General features: G+C 60.1%; 12 protein-coding genes, 3 tRNA genes and 1 other RNA gene. 9 read left to right on the top strand and 7 right to left on the bottom strand.

Translation table 11 applies throughout. From position 1 onward, the window contains the following. Position 1: 1 nt before the first annotated feature. From AC6BYQ_RS07125 to pnuC, 6 genes are all read left to right on the top strand, one after another. Positions 2–77, top strand: a tRNA-Lys gene (locus tag AC6BYQ_RS07125). A gap of 13 nt (positions 78–90) precedes the next feature. Beyond that, positions 91–213: non-coding RNA, RtT sRNA (locus AC6BYQ_RS07120), on the top strand. Positions 214–258: 45 nt separating this feature from the next. After that, positions 259–334, top strand: a tRNA-Val gene (locus AC6BYQ_RS07115). A 7-nt stretch (positions 335–341) separates the two neighbouring features. Then, a tRNA-Lys gene (locus AC6BYQ_RS07110) sits at positions 342–417 on the top strand. A 323-nt stretch (positions 418–740) separates the two neighbouring features. Next, positions 741–1802: a quinolinate synthase NadA gene (gene nadA, locus AC6BYQ_RS07105; RefSeq protein ID WP_498056590.1), complete on the top strand. Its 1062-nt coding sequence runs from the start codon at positions 741–743 to the stop codon at positions 1800–1802. A 20-nt stretch (positions 1803–1822) separates the two neighbouring features. Next, positions 1823–2548 carry a nicotinamide riboside transporter PnuC gene (gene pnuC, locus AC6BYQ_RS07100; protein ID WP_063918914.1) on the top strand — a complete coding sequence of 242 codons (726 nt, stop codon included), beginning with the start codon at positions 1823–1825 and terminating at the stop codon, positions 2546–2548. 35 nt (positions 2549–2583) lie between these two features. On the opposite strand, the gene zitB is transcribed toward pnuC, so the two are convergent. From zitB to AC6BYQ_RS07085, 3 genes are read right to left on the bottom strand one after another with little or no spacing between them, the layout of a single operon-like run. Next, entirely contained in the window at positions 2584–3546 is a 963-nt protein-coding gene (zitB, locus tag AC6BYQ_RS07095; RefSeq protein WP_025160031.1) for a CDF family zinc transporter ZitB, read from the bottom strand. Continuing rightward, complete coding sequence (locus AC6BYQ_RS07090) at positions 3546–6746, bottom strand: ATP-binding protein (protein ID WP_498056589.1); 3201 nt, start codon at positions 6744–6746, stop codon at positions 3546–3548. The genes zitB and AC6BYQ_RS07090 overlap by 1 nt, the downstream gene beginning before the upstream one ends. Further along, complete coding sequence (locus AC6BYQ_RS07085) at positions 6743–7348, bottom strand: response regulator (RefSeq protein WP_498056588.1); 606 nt, start codon at positions 7346–7348, stop codon at positions 6743–6745. The genes AC6BYQ_RS07090 and AC6BYQ_RS07085 overlap by 4 nt, the downstream gene beginning before the upstream one ends. A 212-nt stretch (positions 7349–7560) precedes the next feature. Here AC6BYQ_RS07085 and aroG point away from each other — a divergent pair, with 212 nt between their 5' ends. From aroG to AC6BYQ_RS07070, 3 genes are all read left to right on the top strand, one after another. Then, positions 7561–8613, top strand: a complete 1053-nt coding sequence (gene aroG, locus AC6BYQ_RS07080) for a 3-deoxy-7-phosphoheptulonate synthase AroG (RefSeq protein WP_193145894.1) — start codon at positions 7561–7563, stop codon at positions 8611–8613. A gap of 265 nt (positions 8614–8878) precedes the next feature. Beyond that, positions 8879–10069: a YjgN family protein gene (locus tag AC6BYQ_RS07075; RefSeq protein WP_498056587.1), complete on the top strand. Its 1191-nt coding sequence runs from the start codon at positions 8879–8881 to the stop codon at positions 10067–10069. 7 nt (positions 10070–10076) lie between these two features. Further along, positions 10077–11117 (top strand): M48 family metallopeptidase, encoded by a 1041-nt coding sequence (locus AC6BYQ_RS07070; RefSeq protein WP_498056586.1) that lies wholly within the window; start codon positions 10077–10079, stop codon positions 11115–11117. A gap of 52 nt (positions 11118–11169) precedes the next feature. On the opposite strand, the gene gpmA is transcribed toward AC6BYQ_RS07070, so the two are convergent. The 4 genes from gpmA to AC6BYQ_RS07050 form a co-directional block, all read right to left on the bottom strand. Next, the gene (gpmA, locus tag AC6BYQ_RS07065) at positions 11170–11922 is read right to left on the bottom strand and encodes a 2,3-diphosphoglycerate-dependent phosphoglycerate mutase (protein WP_019454020.1); all 753 of its coding nucleotides are present in this window, start codon (positions 11920–11922) and stop codon (positions 11170–11172) included. Between the two features lie 215 nt (positions 11923–12137). Continuing rightward, positions 12138–12485, bottom strand: a complete 348-nt coding sequence (locus AC6BYQ_RS07060) for a PsiF family protein (protein WP_498056585.1) — start codon at positions 12483–12485, stop codon at positions 12138–12140. Positions 12486–12682: 197 nt separating this feature from the next. Beyond that, positions 12683–13726: a galactose-1-epimerase gene (galM, locus tag AC6BYQ_RS07055; protein WP_498056584.1), complete on the bottom strand. Its 1044-nt coding sequence runs from the start codon at positions 13724–13726 to the stop codon at positions 12683–12685. Then, positions 13720–13836: hypothetical protein (locus tag AC6BYQ_RS07050; RefSeq protein ID WP_498056605.1), on the bottom strand; the 117-nt coding region annotated here is incomplete at its 5' end. The genes galM and AC6BYQ_RS07050, both read right to left, overlap by 7 nt.

The following is a 13836-nucleotide window of genomic DNA, read 5'->3' as shown; positions in this document are numbered from 1 at the left end:
TGGGTCGTTAGCTCAGTTGGTAGAGCAGTTGACTTTTAATCAATTGGTCGCAGGTTCGAATCCTGCACGACCCACCACTCTTTAATAGAGTAAGGTGTTAAATCGTCAGGATGAGAACCTTAGAGGTTCGAGTCTCGCAAAGCGAGACAACATCACTCCGGTGATGGCCCGAAGGGCGAGGCCAAAGGCCGAGTTATCCTGCACGACCCACCACTCTTTAATAGAGTAAGATGTGAAAAATAGCAGTACCACAGCAGTGGGTGATTAGCTCAGTTGGTAGAGCATCTCCTTTACACGGAGGGGGTCGGCGGTTCGAGCCCGTCATCACCCACCACTTCTGCGGGTCGTTAGCTCAGTTGGTAGAGCAGTTGACTTTTAATCAATTGGTCGCAGGTTCGAATCCTGCACGACCCACCAATTCAGAAAAAAGCGCCTTTTGGCGCTTTTTTCGCATCTGTAATCCCGCACCCGAATCTTCTGCTTTCTCGTTTCAACACCGCAACGTTCTGCATCTCGTCCTTCTCTGAACGCTATACGTTCTCACCGGGGCATTATCTGCAGCGATTTGCGTGGTTAACGTCTATGTTTTTTTAATCTATTAAACACTGAGTGCGCAAATATGAAAATATCAGCGGACTTTTCGCGCGATTTTAGGTATTTTGTTTAGTATATAAAACGAAGGGCGTTGCGGCAGGAGATATTCACGCGGCAGGCGCCTAGCCTAGCATGAGATTGCAGCGATGAGTGAAATGTTTGATGTCAACGCGGCGGTGTATCCCTTCCCGCCGAAACCGGTACCGCTGGACGTAGAGGAAAAAGCCTTTTATCGCGAGAAGATCAAAACCCTGCTCAAGCAGCGCAACGCGGTAATGGTCGCCCATTATTATACCGATCCGGAAATTCAGGCGCTGGCGGAAGAAACCGGCGGCTGCGTGGCGGACTCTCTGGAAATGGCGCGCTTCGGCAGCGCCCATCCGGCTTCCACGTTGTTGGTGGCCGGCGTGCGTTTCATGGGGGAAACCGCCAAGATCCTCAGCCCGGAAAAGCAGGTGCTGATGCCGACCCTGTTTGCCGAATGCTCGCTGGACTTGGGCTGCCCAGAAGAAGAGTTCCATGCGTTTTGCGACCGTCATCCCGATCGCACCGTGGTGGTCTATGCGAACACCTCGGCGGCGGTCAAAGCGCGCGCCGACTGGGTGGTGACCTCCAGTATCGCTGTCGAACTGATCGAGCATCTGGATAGCCTGGGCGAGAAGATCATCTGGGCGCCGGATCGCCATCTCGGCAGCTATGTGCAAAAGCAGACCGGCGCCGACGTGTTGTGCTGGCAAGGCGCTTGCATTGTCCATGACGAGTTTAAGACCCAGGCGCTGCGTCGCATGAAGGCGCTCTATCCGCAGGCGGCCATCCTGGTGCATCCCGAATCGCCTCAGGCGGTGGTCGAGCTGGCGGATGCGGTGGGATCGACCAGCCAGTTGATTCAGGCGGCGAAAACATTGCCGCATCAACAGCTGATCGTCGCCACCGATCGCGGTATCTTCTATAAGATGCAGCAGGCCTGTCCGGATAAGGAGCTATTCGAGGCACCGACCGCCGGAGAAGGCGCGACCTGCCGCAGCTGCGCACATTGCCCGTGGATGGCGATGAATGGCCTGAAGGCGATTGCCGAAGGGCTGGAGCAGGGGGGCGCACAGCATGAGATCCACGTGGCCGCCGCGCTGCGTGAAAAGGCGCTGGTGCCGCTGAACCGCATGCTGGATTTCGCCGCTCAGCTTAAGATGCAGGTTAAAGGCAACGCTTAACCGTTTAAAAGGATGACCACATGAGCTTCTTCAGTACCAGCAATATTCTGGTGCATATTCCGCTTGGCGCAGGCGGTTACGATCTGTCGTGGATCGAAGCCATCGGCACGCTGTTCGGATTGCTGTGCATCTGGTACGCCAGCAAGGAAAAGATCATCAACTACCTGTTCGGTCTGATCAACGTCACGCTGTTCGCGGTGATTTTCTTCCAGATCCAGCTGTACGCCAGCCTGCTGCTGCAGCTGTTTTTCTTCGGCGCCAATATTTACGGTTGGTATGCCTGGAGCCGCCAAACCCAGGATAACCAGGCCGAGCTGCAGATCCGTTGGTTGCCGCTGCCGAAAGCGTTGGCCTGGGCGGCGATTTGCGTCATCGGCATCGGCCTGATGACCTTCAACATTGACCGCGTGTTCGCCTGGCTGACGCAGATTGCGGTGGCGGTGATGCAAGGGCTGGGGCTGAACGTACAGATGCCTGAGCTGCAACCGGATGCGTTCCCGTTCTGGGATTCGGCAATGATGGTGCTGTCCATCGTGGCGATGATCCTGATGACGCGCAAGTATGTAGAAAACTGGCTGCTGTGGGTGGTTATCGATGTCATCAGCGTGGCGATTTTCGCCTACCAGGGCGTGTACGCGATGGCGCTCGAGTATGTCATTCTGACGCTGATCGCCCTGAACGGCTCCTGGCTGTGGATCAAGAGTGCCGGGCGCAACCATTCCAATCCGTTGTCTTCCGCTCCCTGACAACGCAGAGGGCGCCGTGATGGCGCCCTCTTGGCTTAATGGCGATGTCCCAGGTGGGAGTGCGCTTCGGCATGTGAGTGTTCACTCGGCTCCGGCGCCCGGTTGATGCCGCAGTCCGGCGTCTCGCAGTGCCGGTATTCCATCTGAATGGTCACGTGGCCAATCTTGTAGTGCTCCAACAGATAAGCCTGAATGCGTTGCAACAGCCCATCGTGGTCATGCGGCGGGATCACCTGTGCATGCAACGTCATCAGCTTCTGTTCGCCGATCTGCCAGACGTGCACGTGATGGATGTTGCGCACTTCCGGGATGTTCAGGCACAGATCTTTTTGCAGCTTGGCGATATCGACCTCCTGCGGCGTGCCTTCCAGCAGCTCGTGGAAGCTTTCCTTCAGCAGCCGCCAGGCGCTGCGCAGCACCAGACAGGAGACCAGCACCGACAGGATCGGGTCAATCGGCGTCCAGCCGGTGGCGAGAATAACGATGGCGGCGGCGATGGCGCCCACCGAGCCGAGCAGATCGCCCAGCACATGCAGCGCGGCGGCGCGCACGTTGATGTTCTTCTCTTCGCTGCCGCGATGCAGCAGCCAGAAGGCGAACAGGTTAGCCAGCAGCCCCGCTATGGCGATGATCAGCATCGGGGTACCCATCACCGGCTGCGGTTCAAAGAAACGCTGTATCGCCTCCCACAGGATGAATACCACGATCACCAGCAGCGCCGCGGCGTTGAGGAAGGCCGCCAGCGTAGTCAGACGCAGATAACCGAAGGTGTGGCGCGCGTTAGGTTTACGTTGGGAGAAGTGCACCGCCATCAGCGCCACCAGCAGCGCGGCGGCATCGGTCAGCATGTGGCCGGCGTCGGCCAACAGCGCCAGCGAGCCTGACCAGAGACCGCCAATCACTTCGGCCACCATAAAGACGGCGGTGACTAAAAAAGCGGTCAGTAGGCGTTTACTATTACTGTCTTTCGGCAGGTGTTGGTGTGGAGTGTCCGACATTATTCATCCTTATGCATAGCGAAAGAGGGGACGGCAGTGAGCAGGGCATCCAGCTCCGGCAATATCTGCGCCACTAACGCCTCTAATTTAGTATAAGCGGCGCCGGCAAGCTCGCCCCGGCGTGCGGTTTCCACCAGCTGCTGGCACAGCTGCGCGGCTTCCGGCAGCTGCAGCATCAGCAGGCTGCCCTTGATGCGGTGTGCCGCCTGCTCCAGGTGCTGCCAGTCGTTTGCGGCGACGGCGCCCGCGAGCCGCTGGCGGTCTTGCCGCAGCGTATCGCTGAGCGTCTGCGCCAGCCGCTGCATCATGGTGCAATCCTCACCCGCCATCTCTGCCAGCGTTTGCTGTAAGTCAGTAAGGACTGACTTTTCCTCCTGAGCCTGCGGTTGCTGAACCAGTATCTGGCCGATCGCCGCCAGTGAAATCGGCTTGGTCAGGAAGTGGTCGATCGCCACCAGCGCAGGCGGGATGCGGGTGAACTCCTGCACATCCGCCGAACAGAGCACGATGCGGCAAGGCGCGCGTTGCAGCCGCTGTTCGTCGTGCCGGATCAGCCTGGCGAGCGTCAGGCCGTCGGGGCGCGGCATGTTATAGTCGATAAACAACAGATCGAACGGCTGACGACGCTGGGCCTTCAGCAGCGCATAACCTTGCTCAAAGCGGGCGGGCTGCAGCCCGAAATGGCGCAACTGGCGCTCCATCAGCAACAGATTGGTGGGGTGATCGTCGATCAACGCGGTACGCAACGAGGAAGACGGTAGGGCGAGGGGCCGCTCCTCCGGGGCGACAACCGGCGACGCGCCGCTCAGCTCAACCGGTATCGCTACCTCGACGCGGGTGCCGATGCCAGGCTGCGATTGCAGCTCGATGCGGCCACCCATCTGCTCGACGATCTCCTTGCAGATCGATAGCCCCAGGCCCGTGCCTTGCACCGAGATGCGCTGCGCGCCGCGCGCGCGGTAAAACGGTTGGAACAGCTTGCCGAGCTCATCGGCGGCGATGCCGCAGCCGCTGTCGTTCACCGTCAGATGCAATTCCCCCCGCAGCTCATCCTGCGCGCGCCAGCCGACGCCGATCTGAATGGCACCGCGTGGCGTAAACTTTATCGCGTTGTTTATCAGGTTGTTAGCTACCTGAAGTAAACGCTCACCATCAATGACCACCGCCTCCGGCAGCGCCGGATCCGCCACCACACTCAACGTCAGCGGCCGTTCGCCGATCAGCGGCCGGTAGAGAGCGTCAATGCGCGCGACCCAAGGGCGCAGCGCCACCGGTTTCGGCGCCAGCGTCAGCGAACCGGTTTCCAGCCGGGCGTGATCCTGCAGGTCGTTGAGCAGGTTGAGCAGCGAAGAGGCCGAACTGTAAATCACCGGCAGGCCTTCCGGCGCCGGCTGGCGTTTGAGTTCCAGCTCCAGCAGGCCGAGAATGGCGTGCATCGGCGTACGCAGTTCGTGGCTGACGGTGGCGAGGAATTTGCTCTTCATGCGGTTTTCCGCTTCGGCGCGGCGGCGCGCCTGCTCAAGCTCTTCGCGTTCGCGTTTTTCTCGGCGCTGCAGCATGAAACGGCGCAGCGTCAGCGCCAGCAGCAGCACGGTGGCGGCGGCCAGCAGCGCCAGCAGCCAGGTGGTTTGCGGCGGCATGCGGTTGTCGTTCACCGCGTCTATCAGGTTGCTGCGATCGACGATCCATTCGTCGCGCAGCGATTGCAGAGTGTCCGCCGGGATCTGCATCAGGTTCTTATCGAGGATCGCCAACAGCAGCGGCTGATCGCGGCGCACGCCGAAGGCCACCGGATAGGGAATGTTGTTGGCGGCGAAGGCCAGCTTGATGGCGCCGGAATAGCGCGACAGCGCCAAAAAGTTGGCGGAGATGACGTTATCCACCAACGCATCCAGCTGACCGTTGGCCAGCGCGTCATACATGGATTTGCTGTCGGCGAAGCTGATGGTCTGTTCCCGCTCTGGCACCAGCCCCTGAGCCAAATCGCCCTGCAGCACGCCGATGCGCTTACCGGCCAGATCGTTCCAGGTCGAGATGCCGTTGGCGTACTGGCCGACGTAAACGCCCCACAGCGAACGGTGGATGGGCATGCTGGCGCCGTAGCGCGCCTTGACGCCGCGCGCCAGCGGCAGGGCGGCGCGGAAGCTGGCCTGGCCGGACTGCACCAGCTGATCGGCTTGCTCGGCGTTGCGCGCCCACAGCGGCGCGAAACGCAGCCCGGTGTTTTGCGCGATGATGTTGAGAATATCGATGGCGTAGCCGCGCGGCTGGCCGTCGGAACCGCGATAGGCGAACGGGAAGTTGTTCTCGATGGCGGCGTAGTAAACCACGCGGTGGCTCGCCACCCAGTTTTTCTCCATCGTTGTCAGATCGGCATTGCCAGTGTCGAGGTAGCTGGGGATCTTTTTGCTCCAGCGGCTCTGCAGGGCGTTCATCAGTTCCATCGGCGCGTCGGCGATGGCGGTGTCCAGCGTGTCTATCAGCCGTGGGTCGGCGGCGGCGAACACGAAGGACAGATTGCCCAGGTTCTCGTTGCTTTCAATCTGATAGAGCTGGCCGAGCTGCAGCTGGTCGATGATAAAGCTGGCGCTGGCCTCGTCGGCGATAAAGTAGTCGCTGCTGCCGTTGAGCAGCGAATAGACCGCCTGCAGGTTGTTGTCGTAGCGCTGGATCTGCGACGCCACCGCCTGCAGGGCGCCGCCGGACTGCATGTCGGTCAGCGCGCCGATCGCGACGCGGGCGTTGGCGGAATTGAGCATCACCGGCCGATCGTTGCTGCGATCGCGCAATACGCGCAGGTTGCTGACGTAATAGGGCTGGGAGATTTCCAGGCCGTGCAGCGCCTCACTATGCGGGATGCCGTACAGCAGATCGACCTTACCGTCGTGCAGCGCCTGCTCCAGCTGCGTCAGGTCGGCGAAGCCGTAAATGGCGAAGCGGATGCCGGTCACCTGCTGGATATAGCCGAGGTAGTCGGCGTTCAGCCCGTACAGATCGTCGTCCACGATGATGTTGTACGGGCTGGTGTTCTCGCTGATGATGCCGACGCGCAGCGTACGATCGCGCCAGGGGTTCTTCTCGCCGACGATCAGCATGTTCTCGGGGGTATTCAGGTTGCTGACCAGCTGATAGCGCACCGGTTCCGCCGCCTGCGCCAGGCCGCACCACAGCAACAGCAGCAGCAGGGCGCGGCGCATCATGGTGCCAACTCTTTAAACACCGCCGCCAGTTCCAGCAGGTTGCCGGCGCCGGTTTTGCGCTGGATATTTTTCTTGTGGGTGCTGACGGTCTTGTTGCTGATGTGCAGCAGGTCGGCGATCTGCAGGTTGGACAGTCCCTGGCTCAGCAAACCCAGCACCTCGAGCTCCTTGGGCGTGAGCTGCCCGCCGTCCGCCGTCGGCGCTTCTTCGGTCAGCGCGGCGGCGGGGAAGTGGGTTTCTCCGTCCAGCACCTGCTCGATCGCCTGTACCAGGTGCGCCAGCGAGCTGCCTTTATTGACGAAACCGTTGGCGCCGGCGGCATGGGCCATGCGCGCATAGACCTCGGCTTCCTGCGCGGTGTAGATCAGGATCGGCTGCTGCGGGTAGCGGCGGCGGATTTTTTTCAACAGCTGCAGCCCGTCGACCTGCGGCAGGCCGATATCCAGGATCACCAGGCTGAAAGCGGCCTCGGCCAGCAGGGCCAGCGCCTGAACGTCGTCCTGCGCCGCCTGCAGGCGGTAGGGGCGGGCTGATTTCATTAGCGCCGCTTCCAGTGCGACATGAACCACCGGGTGGTCATCAACTAATAACAGAGAGGGCATGTTCAACTCGGGTCACTTTATATTCCGATCGCTAGCATAGCGAAAAAGGAGGCTCTGCGCTCCCCTGATGAAACAGCACAATCTGCTGTTAATTTGGCGGTTCCAGCGGCGGGGGGCAAAGGTGATTTACAGCGCCATTCTCACAGGCTAGATTGTTGGGATCTACACCGTTACGCACTGCGAAAGACCCCACGATACCGAATGGAAAAGCTATGAATTACCAAAACGACGATTTACGCATTAATGATATTAAGGAACTCCTGCCGCCGGTGGCTTTGCTGGAGAAATTCCCGGCCACTGAACGCGCGGCAAAGACGGTGTCCCAGGCCCGCAGCGCAATTCACAATATCCTACGCGGCAGCGACGATCGCCTGCTGGTGGTGATTGGCCCTTGCTCTATCCATGATACCCAAGCCGCCAAAGAGTACGCGGGGCGTCTGCTGGCGCTGCGTGAAGAGCTGAAGGGCGAGCTGGAAGTGGTGATGCGCGTGTACTTCGAAAAACCGCGCACCACCGTGGGTTGGAAAGGCTTGATCAACGATCCGCAGATGGACAACAGCTTCAACATCAACGACGGCCTGCGCCTGGCGCGCAAACTGCTGGTGGAAATCAATGACAGCGGCCTACCGGCCGCCGGCGAATTCCTCGACATGATCACGCCGCAGTATCTGGCGGATCTGATGAGCTGGGGCGCCATCGGCGCGCGCACCACGGAGTCGCAGGTGCACCGCGAACTGGCCTCCGGCCTCTCTTGCCCGGTCGGCTTCAAGAACGGTACCGACGGCACCATCAAGGTGGCGATCGACGCCATCAACGCTGCCGGCGCGCCGCACTGCTTCCTGTCAGTAACCAAGTGGGGCCACTCGGCGATCGTTAACACCAGCGGCAACGGCGACTGCCACATTATCCTGCGCGGCGGCAAAGAGCCGAACTACAGCGCGGCGCATGTGAAAGACGTCAAAGCCGGCCTGAGCAAGGCCGGGCTGCCGGCGCAGGTGATGATCGACTTCAGCCACGCCAACAGCAGCAAACAGTTCAAAAAGCAGATGGACGTGAGCGCGGACGTTTGCGGGCAGATTGGCGGCGGTGAAAAAGCGATTATCGGCGTGATGATCGAAAGCCACCTGGTGGAAGGCAACCAGAACCTCGAAAGCGGCGAACCGCTGGTTTACGGCAAGAGCGTAACCGACGGCTGCATCGGCTGGCAGGACACCGAAACCGTGCTGCGCGATCTGGCGGCGGCGGTGAAAGCGCGCCGCGGTTAATCGCCAATATGAGAAGGGCCCGGCCGCGGGCCCTTGTTTTTTCCAGCCACTGTGTTCCTCCCTGCCGCCGGCTAATTTAAGGCTTACAGTTAACAGGCCAATTAAATCATTAAGCAGCCGCCTTCGCATTATTCCTATTTAATAAAAGAGTCATTGTCACTGCTCGCGGCATTGTGCTTATATAAGACGCTTTTTTATTCCGCAAACCCCACATGACTAATAAGTGGGGAGCGGCATGACCTATTCCTTTCAGGACGAAAGAATTATGACAAGCAATACCTCGCAGTCGCTGGGGCTGCACAGAATTAAATTCCATGGGAAAGGTGGCGAGTACTTCGCTATTTGGTTGGTCAACGCATTATTGACCATCGTGACCCTGGGCATCTATTCCGCCTGGGCGACGGTGCGTCGCCGTCGTTATTTCTACGGCAACACGGAATTGGACGGCGATCGTTTCGATTACCATGCGCAACCGCTGCAAATTCTGAAAGGGCGGCTGTTGGTGATCGGCGGCATCATCGTGTTTTATATCCTGCTGGCGGTGACGCCACTGCTAGGGCTGCTGGCTTTGCTGGTGCTGCTTGCCCTGCTGCCGTGGATCGTTATCCGCAGCTGGCGCTACAATGCGATTATGTCGAGCTATCGCGGCGTGCGTTTTAATTATGTCTGTCGCACCGGGCGCGCTTATTGGGCGTTGCTGTTCTGCCCGCTATTGCTGATTATCGGGCTTTATGCCGGCTTAATCATTTTACTCAGCATTGGCAGCGGTTTTGACAGCATCAACGCCATCAGTCTGATGTTGGTGTTGACGCTGCTGTTGGCCGTGCCGGCATTCGCCGCCGTCAACGGTATTATTAGCGCGCTGCAGCACGATCTGTACGTCAATAATCTGTTCTTCGGCCGCACGCCGTTTATTGCCGAGCTGAAAAAGTCGGCCTTTATCAAATTTGCCTTGATCGGCCTGCTCATTTTCCTGCCATTCATGTTGGCAGCGCTGGTGTGCATGGGGTCGTTCATCCTGTCCCTGTACCAAATGGTATTGATGGGTATATTGACGAATGAAACTGCCGATTTGCTGGTGCTGGAGAATATTGGCAGCCTGCTGCTGATGATGGTGGTGCTGCTGATTGGTGCCTTGATCGCCGGCAGCTATCAGGTTGTCGCCCAACGCAACTATCTGTTTAACCAGACGGCGTTGAACGGCAACATCAAACTGCGTTCTTCCATGCAAACGCTGCCGTATATGGGGCTGCTGATCACCAATACCCTGATCACCCTGTTTTCGCTCGGTTTCGCGGTGCCGGTGGCGGAAGTGCGCCACGCCCGTTATCTGGCGGAATGCACGGCGGTTGAAGGCGATCTGGCGTTGCTGGACATCACGGCGCATCAGGAAACCGCCAACAGCGCGGTGGCCGAAGAGGCGGTGCAGGCGCTGGATCTGGGCGGCAGTTTCTGAGGCGCCGATGATCCTCGAGGGCGCCTACCAGTTGCCGGGGCGGGCCGCGCGCGAAGCGGCCCGCCTGCTGGTGAACGAAAGCGGCGAGGGCGTAACGCTGCAGCGGCAGGATGAGCAGCGCTACATTCCCTTGGCGGATATCGCCGTTTCTGACGCGCTGGGCACGATTCCTTTGATGCTGACCTTCAAAGGCGGCGGGCGGTTTGTGCCGGACGACGACGCGGCCTTCCGCCGCTGGTTTTATCAGCGCCGTCCGCCGGGTTGGGTGCATCGCCTGGAGCGCCACAAACGCGGCGTCGCGCTGGCGCTGCTGATGACGCTGCTGGCGGTCGTGGCTTACGTTTACGTGGTGTTGCCGTGGGCGAGCAGCGAGATCGCCATGCGTATCCCCACCTCGGTGGAACAGACGCTGGGCGAACACACGCAGACGTTTTTGAGCCAGAGCGGCTTCAAGCCCTCTGCACTTCCGGCCGAGCGGCAACGGGCGTTGCAGCAACTGTTCCGGCAGGTGATGCCGGCCGAAATGCGCCAGGAGCGCACGCCGCTGTCGCTGAAACTGATGGCGGCGCCCGGTGCGCCAAACGCCTTTATGTTGCCGGACGGCACGCTGGTGATCAGCGATGGGCTGGTTGCGTTGTCGAAAAACGACGATGGGCTGGCGGCGGTGATGCTGCACGAAATGGGGCATCATGCCCATCGCCACTCGATGCGCATGCTGGTGCGCTCGTCACTGGTGGCGTTGACGCTGATGTGGATGACCGGCGACGTCAGCGGCATTGGCGACACGCTGCTGCAGTCCGCGTCCTTCGTGAATGAGATGCAGTTTTCCCGCGGGATGGAGCGCGAGGCGGATGGCTTCGCCATCGCGCAAATGCAGCGGCAGGGGCGTTCGCTGGCGGAAATGGCGGCAATCTACCGCGCATTGGCGCAGGCGCCTGAACGAGAAACGAACGATGGCTGGGCGCTGCCGGCCTGGCTCAGCACTCATCCGGCGATGCAGGAGCGGCTGGAGGCGGTGAACGAGGCGATGGCGCAGCAGCAGAAATAAAAAAGCCCCCGGTGAAAACCGGGGGCTTTTTCGTTACCGGGAACGGGCGAAATTACTTCGCTTTGCCCTGGTTCGCCACGGCCGCCGCTTTTGCAGCGATCTCGTCGGCGTTGCCCAGGTAGTAACGTTTGATGGGTTTGAAGTTCTCGTCGAACTCATACACCAACGGCACGCCGGTTGGGATGTTCAGCTCGAGGATTTCGTCTTCGCTCAGGTTATCCAGGTATTTCACCAGCGCGCGCAGCGAGTTGCCGTGCGCCGCAACGATCACGCGCTCGCCGCTCTTGATGCGTGGCAGGATCTCTTCGTCCCAGTAAGGAATAACGCGATCGATGGTCAGCGCCAGGCTTTCGGTCAGCGGCAGCTCTTGCTCGGTCAGCGAAGCGTAGCGCGGATCGTGGCCAGGGTAACGTTCGTCTTCTTTGGTCAGCTCCGGCGGGGTCACCGCGAAGCCGCGACGCCATTGTTTCACTTGCTCGTCGCCGTATTTCTCAGCGGTTTCCGCTTTGTTCAGACCCTGCAGCGCACCGTAGTGACGTTCGTTCAGCTTCCAGGATTTTTCGGTCGGCAACCAGGCCTGATCCAGCTCGTCGAGGATGTTCCACAGGGTGTGGATCGCGCGCTTCAGTACGGAGGTGTAAGCGAAGTCAAAAGTGAAGCCTTCATCTTTCAACAGCTTGCCTGCTGCTTTCGCTTCGGTACGGCCCTTGTCGGACAGATCAACATCATACCAACCGGTGAAGCGGTTTTCTTGGTTCCACTGGCTTTCGCCGTGACGCACCAGAACCAGCTTAGTTACAGCCATAGCTTAACTCCTTAATAATCTGACATTTCAATGATAACGAAAATCATTATATTGCCGCGGGCCGGGGCTCGGCAATCGATAGTGTCTAACCATAGCCAATTTCTTGCCGCAAAGTAAGGGCTGGCGAAAGGAAAAAGCTGAATCGTTCAGGCTGGCGCTGCGAGGGAGAAACGGCGCGCCGAAATCGCTTCGTGCGCGCCGTGGCGTGGGGTAAATCAGGCCGATTTTTTCAGGCAGTTGCTCATGAAGGTTTTACGCGCGTCGCCCTTCAGATTCTTGGTCTTGGCGTCGGCGTTGCAGGCTTTCATTTTCTGCTGCTGCGGCGTCAGGGTTTTGCCCGTCGCGGCGGTGCCTTCAGATTTCAGACAGGTGCTCATAAAGGTAGAGCGATCCGCGCCTTTCAGCGACTTGGTGGATGCTTGCTGGTTGCAATCGGTCATGCGTTTCTGCTGGGCCGCCTGCGCCGGCGAAGGCGTTTTCGTCGCCGTCGTCGCGTCGGCCGCCATCAGATTGGTGCTCAACATTAAGCCCGCCAGCAATGGGAGTGCAGTAATCAGACGCATAGGTGTTCCTTCAGCTATTGATTGGCCGCCATCGGCCGAAAATTGTGACGTTGCACAAGGTGTTGTGCTTATCACGGTAGCCTGAGTGTAGTGCGCACTTTGGAATAAGGAAAGGTGGGTGCCGGCGGGGGGAGAGCGCTAAAAGGTAAGCATTTATAACAAATCGCCCCCGGCCGCACGGCGAGGGGCGTGGCGGGTCAGATAGGATAAAACTGATAATGCGTGGCGCTGCGGTAGCGGTTCCCCGGTTGCAGCCAGCAGTCCGGCTGCGGCCATTCAGGATGGTGCGGGCTGTCCGGCAAAAATTCGCTTTCCAGCGCCAGGCCGGCGTGGTTGGCGTAGCTGCCGCCGTCGCGCGCCGGCGTGCCCGCCAGATAATTACCGCTGTAGAGTTGCAGCGCGGGCGCGTCGGTAAACACGCTCATCTGCACTTGCCCGTCGGCGGACCATAAATGGGCCGCCGGACACTCCAGCGCGCCGCAGGTACGGTGCAGCAGAAATGCGTGATCGTAACCTTTGACCCGCTGCTGGTCGCGATCGCGCAGAAAATCCTGCAGCAGCGTTTTCGGCTGGCGAAAGTCCATGCCGCTGCCGTCCACCGCCGTCAGCCCGGCGCAGGGAATGCCCTCGGCGTCGACGGGCAGATAGCGATCGGCGAACAGCTGCAGCCGCTGGGCGCGGGCGTCGGCGTCGGCGCCGTCCAGGTTGAAATAGGCGTGGTTGGTCAGGTTGACCGGGCAGGGGCGATCGACCTGCGCCAGATAGCTGATTTCTAAACGATTGTCGTGAGTCAGGCGGTAGCAAACCTGCACGTCGAGGTTGCCGGGGAAGCCCTGATCGCCATCCGCTGAATGCAGCGCATAGCAGACCTGCTGCGCATCATGCTGTACCCGGCGCCAACGGCGGGCATGAAAACCGTCGGGGCCGCCGTGCAGCTGGTGGGCGCCCTGATTGGCGGCCAGCGCATGGGGTTTCCCGCCGATGGACAGACTGGCGTTGGCGATGCGGTTGGCGTAACGGCCGACGGTGGCGCCCAGATAGGCGCCCTGTCGTTGGTAGTCCGCCGGGCTGTGGCAACCCAGCAACAGCTCGCGCTTTTCACCGGATTTGAGCGGCAAGACGGCGGACAACCAGGTGGCGCCCCAGTCCATCAGCGTCACCGTCATGCCGCCAGCGTTTTGCAACTGCGTCAGTTGGTAAGGCTGCCCATCGGGGGCGGCTGCCGCCGTTGCCGTCAGCATGGGCCGGCGCCTTGCGAAGCCTGGCAAACATAGAAGGTTTCCCGCAGCCCGCCGGTTTGCCGCGGATACTCGTGCGCCACGGCGGCACGCACCGTCTCCACGAGATCCTG

This window comes from Serratia sp. LTN-2 (assembly GCF_059740205.1).
The sequence above is the reverse complement of the archived record's forward strand: the minus strand, read 5'-3'. Positions and strand labels throughout refer to the sequence as shown.

Excerpts from the sequence above, each read along its gene's own strand:
- nadA (WP_498056590.1), top strand. The coding sequence starts at position 741 with ATGAGTGAAATGTTTGATGTCAACGCGGCGGTGTATCCCTTCCCGCCG.
- pnuC (WP_063918914.1), top strand. The coding sequence starts at position 1,823 with ATGAGCTTCTTCAGTACCAGCAATATTCTGGTGCATATTCCGCTTGGC.
- zitB (WP_025160031.1), bottom strand. The coding sequence starts at position 3,546 with ATGTCGGACACTCCACACCAACACCTGCCGAAAGACAGTAATAGTAAA.
- AC6BYQ_RS07090 (WP_498056589.1), bottom strand. The coding sequence starts at position 6,746 with ATGATGCGCCGCGCCCTGCTGCTGCTGTTGCTGTGGTGCGGCCTGGCG.
- AC6BYQ_RS07085 (WP_498056588.1), bottom strand. The coding sequence starts at position 7,348 with ATGCCCTCTCTGTTATTAGTTGATGACCACCCGGTGGTTCATGTCGCA.
- aroG (WP_193145894.1), top strand. The coding sequence starts at position 7,561 with ATGAATTACCAAAACGACGATTTACGCATTAATGATATTAAGGAACTC.
- AC6BYQ_RS07075 (WP_498056587.1), top strand. The coding sequence starts at position 8,879 with ATGACAAGCAATACCTCGCAGTCGCTGGGGCTGCACAGAATTAAATTC.
- AC6BYQ_RS07070 (WP_498056586.1), top strand. The coding sequence starts at position 10,077 with ATGATCCTCGAGGGCGCCTACCAGTTGCCGGGGCGGGCCGCGCGCGAA.
- gpmA (WP_019454020.1), bottom strand. The coding sequence starts at position 11,922 with ATGGCTGTAACTAAGCTGGTTCTGGTGCGTCACGGCGAAAGCCAGTGG.
- AC6BYQ_RS07060 (WP_498056585.1), bottom strand. The coding sequence starts at position 12,485 with ATGCGTCTGATTACTGCACTCCCATTGCTGGCGGGCTTAATGTTGAGC.
- galM (WP_498056584.1), bottom strand. The coding sequence starts at position 13,726 with ATGCTGACGGCAACGGCGGCAGCCGCCCCCGATGGGCAGCCTTACCAA.